This is a genomic window from Vibrio kyushuensis, from assembly GCF_050337325.1.
GTDB lineage: Bacteria > Pseudomonadota > Gammaproteobacteria > Enterobacterales > Vibrionaceae > Vibrio > Vibrio kyushuensis.
The window spans coordinates 210299-222886 of record NZ_JAKJSV010000003.1; the positions used below are offsets into that span (position 1 = coordinate 210299).

Annotated in this window: 13 protein-coding genes; 8 read left to right on the forward strand and 5 right to left on the reverse strand. The window is 42.3% G+C overall.

Annotation, left to right across the window (positions count from 1 at the left end):
- Window positions 1-2: 2 nt before the first annotated feature.
- Window positions 3-1343, reverse strand: coding sequence for a Na(+)-translocating NADH-quinone reductase subunit A (locus tag L4D20_RS07485; protein ID WP_428800957.1), 1341 nt, complete (start codon window positions 1341-1343; stop codon window positions 3-5).
- Between the two features lie 426 nt (window positions 1344-1769).
- Window positions 1770-2081, reverse strand: a complete 312-nt coding sequence (gene bolA / locus L4D20_RS07490; RefSeq protein ID WP_428800958.1) for a transcriptional regulator BolA — start codon at window positions 2079-2081, stop codon at window positions 1770-1772.
- Between the two features lie 195 nt (window positions 2082-2276).
- On the opposite strand from bolA, the gene L4D20_RS07495 reads away from it, so the two are divergent.
- The 8 genes from L4D20_RS07495 (at window position 2277) to csdA (ending at window position 9949) form a co-directional block, all read left to right on the forward strand.
- Window positions 2277-3407, forward strand: coding sequence for a methyltransferase (locus L4D20_RS07495; protein WP_428800959.1), 1131 nt, complete (start codon window positions 2277-2279; stop codon window positions 3405-3407).
- Between the two features lie 58 nt (window positions 3408-3465).
- Window positions 3466-4035: a YajG family lipoprotein gene (locus L4D20_RS07500; RefSeq protein ID WP_428800960.1), complete on the forward strand. Its 570-nt coding sequence runs from the start codon at window positions 3466-3468 to the stop codon at window positions 4033-4035.
- On the forward strand, window positions 4035-4580 hold the full coding sequence (locus L4D20_RS07505; RefSeq protein WP_428800961.1) for a peptidylprolyl isomerase: 546 nt from the start codon (window positions 4035-4037) through the stop codon (window positions 4578-4580). The genes L4D20_RS07500 and L4D20_RS07505 overlap by 1 nt, the downstream gene beginning before the upstream one ends.
- A gap of 50 nt (window positions 4581-4630) precedes the next feature.
- Entirely contained in the window at window positions 4631-5992 is a 1362-nt protein-coding gene (locus L4D20_RS07510; protein WP_428800962.1) for an AmpG family muropeptide MFS transporter, read from the forward strand.
- 388 nt (window positions 5993-6380) lie between these two features.
- Window positions 6381-7127 carry an outer membrane protein OmpK gene (locus L4D20_RS07515; RefSeq protein WP_428800963.1) on the forward strand — a complete coding sequence of 249 codons (747 nt, stop codon included), beginning with the start codon at window positions 6381-6383 and terminating at the stop codon, window positions 7125-7127.
- 126 nt (window positions 7128-7253) lie between these two features.
- Window positions 7254-8147, forward strand: a complete 894-nt coding sequence (panE, locus tag L4D20_RS07520) for a 2-dehydropantoate 2-reductase (protein ID WP_428800964.1) — start codon at window positions 7254-7256, stop codon at window positions 8145-8147.
- Window positions 8140-8745, forward strand: coding sequence for a DJ-1 family glyoxalase III (locus tag L4D20_RS07525; protein ID WP_428800965.1), 606 nt, complete (start codon window positions 8140-8142; stop codon window positions 8743-8745). The genes panE and L4D20_RS07525 overlap by 8 nt, the downstream gene beginning before the upstream one ends.
- Complete coding sequence (gene csdA, locus L4D20_RS07530; RefSeq protein ID WP_428800966.1) at window positions 8738-9949, forward strand: cysteine desulfurase CsdA; 1212 nt, start codon at window positions 8738-8740, stop codon at window positions 9947-9949. The genes L4D20_RS07525 and csdA overlap by 8 nt, the downstream gene beginning before the upstream one ends.
- 89 nt (window positions 9950-10038) lie before the next feature.
- On the opposite strand, the gene csdE is transcribed toward csdA, so the two are convergent.
- From csdE to mltA, 3 genes are all read right to left on the reverse strand, one after another.
- The gene (csdE, locus tag L4D20_RS07535; protein WP_428800967.1) at window positions 10039-10464 is read right to left on the reverse strand and encodes a cysteine desulfurase sulfur acceptor subunit CsdE; all 426 of its coding nucleotides are present in this window, start codon (window positions 10462-10464) and stop codon (window positions 10039-10041) included.
- Window positions 10465-10513: 49 nt separating this feature from the next.
- Window positions 10514-11323 (reverse strand): tRNA cyclic N6-threonylcarbamoyladenosine(37) synthase TcdA, encoded by an 810-nt coding sequence (tcdA, locus tag L4D20_RS07540; RefSeq protein WP_428800968.1) that lies wholly within the window; start codon window positions 11321-11323, stop codon window positions 10514-10516.
- Window positions 11324-11429: 106 nt separating this feature from the next.
- On the reverse strand, window positions 11430-12542 hold the full coding sequence (mltA, locus tag L4D20_RS07545; protein ID WP_428801274.1) for a murein transglycosylase A: 1113 nt from the start codon (window positions 12540-12542) through the stop codon (window positions 11430-11432).
- Window positions 12543-12588 lie beyond the last annotated feature (46 nt).

The following is a 12588-nucleotide window of genomic DNA, read 5'->3' on the forward strand; positions in this document are numbered from 1 at the left end:
GATTAGCCTTCCTTCTCAATCTTGTCTAGGCATTCACGGAGCAGTTGACCGTACTCGTACTTACCTGGACATACAAAGCTACACAATGCTAAATCTTCTTCATCAAGCTCAAGCGCACCGAGACGCTGAGCGCTATCGATGTCACCTGCACATAGGTCACGAAGTAGCAATGTTGGTTCCATATCTAGTGGTAATACTTTTTCGTAGTTACCGATAGGCACCATTGCACGATCACTACCATTCGTCGTCGTTGTCATATTAAACAACTGACCTTTGAATAGGTGACCTAAGAAAGTACGAGTCACAGAGAACTTATTCTTACCAGGCATAGCCCAACCGAATAGCTCTTTCTCACGACCTTCACGCAATGCAGATACTTGAACGTGATAACGCCCTAGGTATGCATGTGGACCAGTCGCGTGAGTACCAGTTAGCACAGAGCCAGAAATCACTCGTACTTCGCCTGGAATTAACTCGTTATCCGCTAAATCTTGAATATTTGCACCAAGAGTGGTGCGAATTAGACGTGGGTTATTCACTACAGGACCAGCTAAAGAAACAACACGATCTGTGTATAGCTCGCCAGTTAGGAATAATTTACCAATCGCAATAACGTCTTGGTAATTGATGCTCCACGCAACATTCTCTGGATTCACAGGGAAAAGATGATGCATGTGAGTTCCCACTAATCCAGCTGGATGCGGGCCATCAAAAACATGCTCAGCGACATTTGATTGAGAAGAACGAGGAAGACTAGTCCCTGTCTTACAAACGTAAACACTGCCATCTGTTAGATTTGAAAGAATATCAAGGCCGGCAACAAACGCTTCAGGTTGTTCATTGATAATAACCTCAGGCTGTGCCGCTAATGGATTGGTATCCATCGCTGTCACAAAAATAGCCTGTGTTTTAGACTTGATAGCTGGAACCTTGCTAAACGGTCGAGTACGTAAAGCTGTCCAAAGACCTGAATCAACAAGCTGAGTTTCAATCGCATCGCGACCCAAACCGGCTAATTGATTGGTTTCAAACTTATCAAAAGTAACCTGTTCATCACCTGCCACTTCAATCACAACAGATTGAAGTACACGTTTTGCACCACGGTTCACTTCGATAACTTTACCACTTGCTGGTGAAGTGAATTTAACGCCTGGGTTCTTTTTATCTTCAAAAAGAACTTGAGCTTTTTTCACTTCATCGCCTACACGAACATGCATCGTAGGACGCATACCAACATACTCTTCGCCAAGCAAGGCGACTTTACTGATGGTTTTACCATCATTAATCACCTGGGATGGAGCTCCTGCGATTGGCAGGTCCAAACCCTTTTTTATTGTAATCATACGCACTTGCACTACTTTTATCGGGAAAAAGATTCTTTTAATTGCGTAACTTTAAGACACGACATTTGTGTCCGGTTCTGGCTATGTTTTAAACACCAAAATCGCAACATTAAATTAATATACTCATCACAGAGATGTCATGAGGTTTACTAAGCACAATAGTGTAACATTTTTTCGAAACCTGATTCTATGACCAATAACTTGATTACTGATTTTATTTCAGAGGTTTTGAATAACAAAGGGATCTCGGTCGCTTTATCTTAACATTATCGCTCAAGCGGCAAGCAGATACCCCCTTGGAGGTATTTTATTTCTTTCATATTATTTAACAAACTTATACATTCTCATCGAATCAATAATTTGTTGTAACAGTGTTAAGCTTGACCGTAATTTTAGACACTAAAAAGCGCCTTGCACTGCTTTTTGCTATTTTTTATTTCCACCCATGCACATTGGGCTATCTGGTGCCGCTTCATGTTCACTTTGCCACTCTGTTGACGTATAAGTATGAATAGCTAACGCATGAATTTGTGTCGCTAGCTCTTCGGCAAAAAGTGTATTTACAGCTCGATGCCTAGCAATTAAACGCTTACCTTCAAACTCGTCACTAGCAATAATGACTTTAAAGTGACTTTCTGAGCCTTTTGGTACGTTATGCATATAGCTTTCATTAATCACTTCCATGTAAGTTGGGTTGAAAGTTTCTTGTATTTTTGTTTCTAATTTTTCTTTAAGCATAACAATTCCTTACATCAATATGACTTAACTCTACCTTTCTATAAGCGATAATTACGACACATTGAGAGTGCTGACCATCGCTTTATTATATTCCACATGGTAACGCTCGGTCACGCTGGGTAAAAGGTTTTAGTTTCTTGTTTGCGTGCCATTTGCGACAATAACCTCAGTAATATCACTAAGTAAAAGCCAACTATGAAAACCGAACTAACGCTGCACGAACGCTCGCTTGAGCTATTCCGATTCCCGCAAAGAACTGATGAAACACTTCAAGCTTGGGATGCAGGTGACGAGTATCTGATCAATCATATTGAAGAGATGTCACTACCAAAAGGACAACAGATATTAATACTGAACGACAACTTTGGTGCGCTTTCATGTTGGTTTAGTCAGGAGCATCAAGTAACAATGATGAGTGATTCATACATTGCTCATCAAGGCGTTCAGCTGAATATCGCCCAGAATAGCAGTGCTGAAGTGACGCTATTAAAAAGTACCGACTCTTTGCCCGATAATATTGATTTGGTCCTCTTCCAACTTCCTAAAAGTAACCGCTATCTCACATGGCAATTGACTCAACTACGAAACCAACTTAAGAAAGACACACCCGTCATCGCAGTTAATAAAGCCAAAGAGATTCACTCTTCAACACTGAAACTATTTGAAAAACATTTAGGCACCACGACTACATCGCTTGCATGGAAAAAGCACCGCCTTGTATTCTCAAAACCAGACTGTGAACCGCAACATCAAGTAGAACCATACACAAGTTGGGATGTTGAAAAAGAAGGAATTACACTGGATAACCTTGCTAACGTTTACTCTGGAGAGTCACTTGATTTAGGTGCTCGGTTGATGCTTGAGCACATACCAAGTAACCCTGATTACAAACATATTATTGACTTAGGATGTGGCAATGGCGTTCTGTCGGTAAAAGCGGCACGTCTCAATCCAAACGCTAAGATCACCTGTATTGATGAGAGTTTTATGGCGGTAAAGTCCGCTCGTAGAAACTTAAAGCACAATCTAGAGGATGATAACAACATTCATTGTTTAGCGAACAACTGCTTAGATAATTTTGAAGGTCAGCAAGCATCACTTATTTTGTGTAACCCTCCGTTTCATCAGCAGCAGGCTATCACAGATCATATCGCATGGCAGATGTTCTGTGATGCAAAGCATGTTCTGGCTAAAGGCGGCCAATTAATTGTTATCGGAAACCGACACCTCGGCTACGATGGTAAGTTAACTAGGTTGTTTAGTAAGTCCCAAGTAAAGACTATCGCATCAAATAAGAAATTTGTTATTTTACAAGCAACTAAATAGTTCACTATTATCACTAAAAGTTAATTCAACTCGAATTGAGAATATAAAGGAATACATAATGAGAAAACTGGTTCTAGCAGCTTCAGTGGCTCTACTCGCAGCTTGTTCTGCTCCTCAGCAAGAACAGATTAACTTTATGCCTAAGGCCGCACTTAGCAGCAGCGATCTTGTACAAGGTTCAACTTACACGCTAACAAGTAAAGATATTCGTTCAGCTCAGTACGTTGCATTAGTTGATAGCGGTCGTTCAAACATTGAGCCTATTCACGCTAGACAAAATGTTCGCATCGCTCTAGAAAATGTATTCGCTGACCAATTTTCATCGCAAGGCTTCCAAAATACAGTCAATAGCGAAAACAGTGTAGAAATCGAGATTCAAGAAGCATTAGTAACAATTAAACACACTGTCATGTCAAATGAGATTGATGGTCGCGTTACTATTGAGGTAACCGCTGAAACGCCAAAAGGTAAACTCGTTAAAACCTATAAAGGCAACGCGTCAAAATCAGGCATGTTGAGCGCTTCAAATGACGAAGTAGAAATGGTTCTAAACGATATTATGAACCTTGTTCTTAAAGAGATCGCTAACGATTCTGAGTTGAAAAACTACATGCAGGAGCGTTTCTAATGTTGCGCGTACTGTTAGCCTCTTTAGTTATCTTTAGTTGTAGCGTCTTTGCAGGGCCAAAAGTTCTCGTTGAGACCAATTTGGGCCCATTCACTATTGAGCTAAATCAAGCCCAAGCCCCTATATCAACGAAGAACTTTTTAAAATATGTTGAAGATGGCAGCTACGTTGGAAGTATCTTTCACCGAGTAATTCCTGGTTTCATGGCTCAAGGGGGCGGATTTAATCAAGATATGGGGCGTTTAGATACTTACCCACCGATTCGCAACGAAGCCTCTAATGGTTTAGAGAACAAAACAGCAACGATCGCAATGGCTCGTACAAATGTTCCTGACTCTGCGACCCGTCAGTTTTTCATTAACTTAAAAGATAACCACTTCTTAAACATGAGCGCTGGTGATGCTGGCTACGCCGTTTTTGGTGAAGTAACACAAGGCTATGAGGTCATTCAATCAATGGCAACTAAGCCAACAAAAACAATGGGCCGCATGCAGAATGTTCCTGTTGACCCAATCGTAATTATGAACGTTACTCTACTCAAATAATCCCAACTCAAAGGCCCTTGAAAATAGGGTCTTTTTACAAGGAAGTGTTTATGTCACTTGATACCCAATCTCTTACTTGGCGAGAAACCTTACGCAGTTATTTAGACAGACGGCTAATGTGGGTATTCATGCTTGGCTGCTCAAGTGGTTTCCCATGGGTATTAATTGGCTCAAACATGTCGGGCTGGCTAAAAGATGCAGGCTTAACCCGTGCTGCTATTGGTTACTTCGGTAGTGTCTTTGCCGTTTATGCAATTAACTTCCTCTGGGCACCATTAGTTGACCGCGTAAAACTTCCTGTTTTGCATGCGGTATTAGGCCAGCGCCGTAGTTGGATCTTCTTGTGTCAGTCTATTGTGTTAGTACTTACATTGCTCATTGCCGGTGTCAATCCAGCGAATGATCTTATGTTTACTTCAATGCTAGCACTCGGAATTGCGACTGCCTCTGCAACTCAAGATATCGCTATTGATGCCTTCCGTATCGACACATTCCCTAAATCCGAATCCAATAAACTACCACAAGCTTCTGCAATGGCCGTTATTGGCTGGTGGACAGGTTATTCACTTCCTGGTTATGTGGCCTTTATTAATGCCGATAGCATGGGCTGGAATGGTGTTTATTATGGAATGGCAGGCTTTGTCGCGATTCTGATGATATTTACCCTGCTAGTCGGTGAACCGAATACCAAACGAGAAGCGCTACAGAAGCAAGCTGAACAGCGCCATAACGAAGTAGTTGGTTCTAAAGTTGCGGCTTGGTTAAGTGTGACCGTTGTTGAACCGTTTTTGGACTTCTTCAAGCGTAATGGTGTTCAAGTAGCGATTACACTTCTTCTATTTGTATTCCTATTTAAGATTGGTGAAGCCTTTTTGGGAAGAATGTCGATCACCTTTTACAAAGAGATTGGCTTTAGCAACGAACAGATTGGCCACTATTCTAAGTTAATCGGCTGGGGAGCAACGATCGTCTTCACTCTGATTGGCAGTATGTTTAACGTTAAGTTTGGTATTGTACGAGGCTTGATGATTGGTGGCATTGCAATGGCAGCCAGTAACCTGATGTTTGCTTGGATTGCCAAAGTTGGACCTAACGAAAACCTATTCTTAGCCACGATTTTGGTTGATAACTTTACAACCGCATTTTCAACTGTCGCCTTTGTATCCTTCTTAACCATATTAACTGGCGAAGCATTCTCAGCAACTCAATACGCTTTGCTGGCTTCTTTAGGGAACTTTGGTCGAACCACATTGGCTTCATTCAGTGGAGAGTTAGCTGACTTTCTTAATGACTGGTCCACCTTCTTTATTGTAACCGCCGTCATGGTAATTCCGAGTCTGATCATGCTCTACTCATTACGACATTACTTTAATCGGTTACTAGAAAAGGCAAAAACAGAAAGCCAACAATAAATATTAAAGCACTATTAAAAGGTAACCTCTCGGTTACCTTTTTTTTGCCCAACCCAACCGATTGATATCACACTAATTGGTTGGTCCTCTTTAAAACTCATTCAGAATAGCCATATTAACCAAATAAGTTGTTTAATCGATAAACAGCACAACTGATCACAAACTCACCAATAGTGATTCGAATCACAAAAATACTGCAATACAGTGCAACTTTTATTAAGTTCACTTCAACTTGATGGAAGTGTGATTCAGATCACACTTTATTTGCAACGCAATCGTTTGTCTCTCTTTTATTTTAGAATTAAGTCGCTATTATGCGCTTCATTCGGACATACTTAGCGCACGGATAAGCGCCACGTAGCATACAAAATTATAGAGAGTACTTTTCATGCGCAAATCAATTTTAGCTCTTACAGTAATCGCAGCAGCAACAGCTGTTCCAGCACAAGCAGAATATCTATACGGTTGGGGTGACGTTAGCGTTAACTACCTTGACTGGTCAAAAGGCACAGAAGAGCGTAATGGCGGAAATAAAAATGATTTCATGTTCCTAGAGCTTGAAGGCGGCGCTGGCTTTACTTGGGGTGAATTATACGGCTTTGCTGATTTTGAAATGCAAGATAATGCAGATAGCTCTGGTCAAGCAATGGCTATGTCTACTAAAGGTTCTATCGCTGTTAAGACTGGTCTAGAAGAGCTACGTGTTTACGCACAAACTTACTCTACAGAAAACCAAGGTTTCCACGCTCGTAACACGGTTGGTGGTCTATCTTACAACTTCTCAGGCGATGCATGGTCATTTAGCCCGTTCATTGGTGTTCATTACACTAATACTGTCGGTTTTGCTGACTTCAATGGTGGTATGGCTGGTTGGAATGCAGCTTACAACTTTAATTTAGGTGATCACAAATTTACGCTTTCAAACTGGCATGAAACCGAGTTTGGTCGTGCTGACGAGTACATTGGTGACGGCTCTGGCGAAACTGACGACCTTTCATACAACGGTTCTCTTGCTGCTTGGTGGCATGTGACTTCTGAAGTGACTACTGGTGTTCAATACCGTTACGCTCATAACAAACTAGGTCAAGCTAAGACTGACAATGCAATCATCTATACTGTGAAGTACAACTTCTAATAGTAGATATTGCATAAGGAAAATGGCGCTCTTTAGCGCCATTTTTTGTGCCTGCTATTTAATTTTTATTGCTTTCCTACTCTAGCCTATTATCCTTGCCTCTCGCTTTGTAATTGAGACTTTAACGTGAATATTGTGGTACTTGGCCCCGGCGCAATTGGCGCTCTGTGGGCATCTCATCTCAGTACATCTGGGCATAATGTGTCGCTATGGGGACGAAGCCCAACAGCCACAACCTCAATCCAATTGGACGACTCTCCAAAGCAAAACTTTTCTAATCAAAATCAGCAAGCACTGGAAGATGCCGATCTTTTACTCGTCACCGTTAAGGCATGGCAAGTAGAGCAAGCTCTCACGCCACTCATTAAATTCATCAACACTGACTGCATTATCCTGTTTATGCATAACGGTATGGGGGCAGTCGATTCACTAGCCAAGCAATTAAAGCCCTACCCTGTGTTACTTGCTACAACAACTCACGGCGCTCTTAAAATAAGTACAAATAAAGTCAGTCATACCGGTAAAGGATCGACTCAAGTCGGACCTTACAATGAGCAAGGTGCAAGGTGTAAGTTCATCGTTGAGGTACTCAACTATTCGGTACCAAGCGTAAACTGGAATAGTGATATCCTCAGCGCTCTTTGGCAAAAGCTCGCCATCAATTGCGCTATTAATCCATTAACGGCTATAGAGCAGTGTAAAAATGGTGATCTTGCAGAGCCCCGCTTTCAGCAGAGAATATCTACGGTCATAAAAGAAGTGATCGAGGTGGCGCAGGCTGAAGGAATAGCGTTCTCTTTCCCTGTGCTACGAGAAACCGTTGCTACGGTTATCAATGCCACTAAAGAAAATTACTCTTCAATGCACCAAGATGTTTTCTATAAGAGAAAATCCGAGATAGACTTTATTACAGGTTATCTTATCGATACCGCCAAGCATCACCATATCGAAACGCCTGAAAACAACAAACTCTATCAGGCAATCAAACAAATCGAATCAAGCTGGAAACGTCATGACTAAAAAAATACTTATCCCTATCGCGCCAGGCACAGAAGAGATGGAAGCGGTCACTATTATCGACATTATGGTTCGTGCTGGATATGAGGTGGTAGTGGCGAGTGCTGATTTTAATGGCGAGTTAACCATGAAAGCCTCACGTGGCGTTACCCTAACCGCTGATTGCCGTTTGGTCGATATCGCCGATGATGAGTTTGATGCGGTGATCCTATCTGGTGGCGTCGCTGGTGCTGAAGTATTTAGAGATAGCCCGATTCTGATGGAAATAGTCAAGCAGCATAAATACGATGACAAGCTCATCGCTGCTATTTGCGCCGCCCCTGCTCTTGTACTGCAACATCACGACTTGTACCCAACAGCTCTAATGACTTGTCATCCAAGCTTTCAAGACTGTATTGAAGAACCTTATTTGAGACAAAAACGAGTGACAATCGACGTTACTCATAACCTAATTACAAGCCAAGGGCCCGGTACTGCGCTTGAATTCGCTATTGAGATCATTATCCGATTATCAGGTAAGCCTCATGCGTGGAGTGTTGCTGAACCTATGGTCACTCTACCTACGCTTCATTACTTTAAGCTAGGCAATGAACATGCTTAATATTGAAGCCATTAGGCAGCAGTTCCCAGCACTGAACCAACAGGTTAATGGCGAATCATTGGTCTACCTAGACAGCGCAGCGACAACGCAAAAGCCTCAATGTGTGATTGATGCAATCAGTCACTACTACAGCGCTCAAAACGCCAATGTCCATCGTGGCAGTCACAGTCTAACCGCTAATGCGACTAACCAGTTTGAACGTGCTCGATCTACTGTATCAACGTTTCTTGGTGCAGCATCCACCAAAGAGATCATTTGGACACGTGGGGCGACTGAAGCGCTCAATCTCATTGCTCAAACCTATGCTCGCAACACTCTGAAACCCGGAGACGAAATACTCATCAGTGAAATGGAACATCACGCAAATATTGTTCCTTGGCAGATCGTTGCCAATCAAACTGGTGCTCGTATCGTCAAAGTCCCTATGACGGATGATTGCCAGTTCAATGAAAAAGCATTTGATGATCTTCTATCAGATAAAACGAAAATCGTTACGTTAGCGCATATCACTAACGTAACTGGTGCAAGACAACCAGTAAAAAACGTTATCAAGAAATCGCATCAAGTAGGCGCTGTGGTGGTTGTGGATGGTGCTCAAGGTATCGTCCATGAAAAGGTCGACTTGAATACACTTAACGCTGATTTCTATGTTTTCTCTGGACACAAACTCTATGCCCCTGCTGGGATTGGTGTTCTTTACGGAAGACTAGAGTTACTTGAAGCAATGCCACCATGGCATGGCGGTGGGAAAATGGTAGAAAAAGTCTCTTTTGAGCAGACTACATTTTCTGATCTTCCTGGTAAATTTGAAGCAGGTACACCGAATGTCGCAGGAGCTATCGCACTTGCTAAAGCTATCGACTGGTATCAAGGTTTTGACTTGCATGAAATAGAGAAGCATATTGCCGAGCTTCAGCAGCAAACCTATCGAGCTTTAAAAGAGATAGAAGACATTCAAATCCTCGGTTATCAAGAAGGTGCGAGTGTTATTAGTTTCATCATTGACGGCGTACACCACCAAGATATAGCCACGCTACTCGATCAACAAGGTATTGCAGTTAGAGCTGGTCATCACTGCGCACACCCATTAATGGATGCACTTGGTATTGATGGGAGCGTTCGTATCTCATTCGGCATCTACAATGACCAAAATGATGTAGATAGACTAATTAAGGCGATCAACAAAGCCGTCGACATGCTTTGATTTTTTAATCTAATACTTGCTGAGTGTGAGCACTTAAAACGAAAAAAGGTTCGCTAATGCGAACCTTTTTAATATGAATTGATTAACTACTATTGTACTGATTTTATCTTTTCAACAATCGCTTTTAGACCATTACCACGTGAAGCACTCAAATGAGCAATCAGGCCAAGAGACTCAAAATAACTGTCTACATCGAAAGCTTGTATTTGCTCCGTTGTCTTACCATCAAAAGCCGCAAGAACTAATGCTATCAAACCACGAACGATACGAGCATCCGAATCTGCACAGAAAGACCAAACGCCATCAACTGACTTGCTGACTAGCCACACTTTGCTTTCACAACCCGCAACCGTCACAGAGTCGGTTTTAAACTCGTCAGGCATTTTTGGTAATTTCTTACCCCATTGGATTACTTGACGATATCGGTCTTCCCAACCTTTAAAATTCTGCATGGTTGATACTATTTCTTCAGTCGTAATATCATGACCAAATGGTGAAATTGGAAAATCCGTCATTCTAAACTCATCTAATTAAGTGATAACTAATATTACTTACTATGCTTAGCTACTTACTGTGCTTGGCAATAATCTTCTCAACGATTTTTGAAACAGCAACAAATCCAAAGGTTGCAGTCACGACTGTTGCAGCGCCAAAACCCGTCGCACAATCCATTCGTTTTGGGCCTTCTGCTGTCGATTTTGCCGCGCAAACAGAACCATCGGCTTGTGGGTATTTTAACTGTTCCGTTGAAAACACACACTCAATTCCAAATTTACGTGCAGGGTTTTTCGGGAAATTATGCAATCGTCTTAGGGTATCTTTTAGCTTCTTCGCAAGAGGATCTTGAATTGTCTTAGTGAGATCTGCCACCTTGATTTGAGTCGGGTCCATCTGACCACCAGCACCACCAATAGTAATCACTTTAATTTTATTACTACGACAATACGACAACAGAGACGCTTTCGCTTTTAAGCTATCAATCGCGTCCAAGACATAATCAAACTCTTTACTTAGATACTCTTGCTGATTATCTGGACCGATAAAGTCGTCAATGAGATTAACCTTACATTCAGGGTTAATCAGCTTAACGCGTTCCGCCATCACCTCTATCTTGCTCTGACCGACCGTTCCGCTCATTGCGTGTATTTGACGATTAATATTAGTCACGCATACATCATCCATATCGATGAGAGTGAGTTCGCCAACACCAGTACGCACCAACGCCTCAACAGCCCAAGAACCCACACCACCAATACCAATCACACAGACATGAGCTGCACGAAGGATTTCAACTTCACTATTGCCATATAGGCGGCGAGTACCACCAAAACGTTGGTCATAATTTTCCGAAGCAGGAGTGTCTAGTTCACGCATATCAAACGTCCACAATAGATAGGGTCACAAAATAGAGTAACAAAAAGAAAGAGTGCGATTTATACGCACTCTATTTTAAAAAGTCTAGCTGTTTTAAAGACAGTCGTTATTCGACCTTTTCAGCCGGCATCATCCAAGGCGCTTGAGTGGCTGAGCCTTCCAAACCTAACTTCCACACACGCCCGAAATGTTTATAGTGACCCGCCTCTGTGCCTGCTCTTGGACCCATGCCATGATAAAGGTCTAGATGGTTCTGTTTTACCGCACCACCAGTATCAAGCACGATAAGAAGACGAAGTTGATGTGCCCCGCTCCAAGTGCCATCGGCATTAAGCAGAGGGACTTCTGCTAAAATTGGGGTTCCCATAGGGAAAATAGAGCGATCACCGGCAACCGAGGCCATTGGTTGCAGTGGGATACCTGCTGTTCCCATGACTGACATCGCATCTCTTGGTGAGAAGAATACGAATGATGGGTTTTGCTCAAGCAGATCTCGAACAACTTGTTCATCGTTCGCCATTACCCAATCTTTGATCGCCTTTAGCGACATTTTTTCACGAGCAACTTCACCTTGCTCAATCAGAACTCGTCCAATACTTACGTAAGCACGATTATTTTTACCCGCATAAGCAAAGTATTCGAGTGTATCGTCATCTTCAAAATGAACGAATCCACTCCCTTGAACTTCCATAATAAACGGGTCAATGCGGTTAGCGGCGTAACCTAGTTCTAATCCTAAACCTTCAAGTGCGCCATCATAAATTTGAGCACGTGTTGGGCAATCACTGTCACATTCTGGCATGCCATAAACAGGGTATTTAAACGTTTCATTCGCTTCATGACGTAATTCCATCACAGGTGAAAAATAACCCGTAAATAGAACATTCCCTTTATCATCACCACCACCTAACTGCGCGAACTCAATACCAAAGTTGGCAAGTTCGCTAGGGTCACCACTTTGTAGCGCCCATTCATTGAGTTTTTCATAGAGAGGTTCAAATGTTGCTGCCATCGAAGGAGAGTTAATAACCACTTGCTCTGCTTGCTTGGCAAACTTGGTGAAATCACGCGGTGTGTTTGACTCCACAACAGCAACTTGGTTAAGAGTCGTAGGAAATTCGCTATCAACGTATTGCTGAGCACGTTCGGTTGGTTGAGCACAGCCGAAAAGTAACGCTGTAGCAGCTAAAGGGAGTAATTTTTTGAGCACTGGAGAGATTCCTTAAATTCAGTCATAAGAGCATGACAAACTCTCGATAAGAACT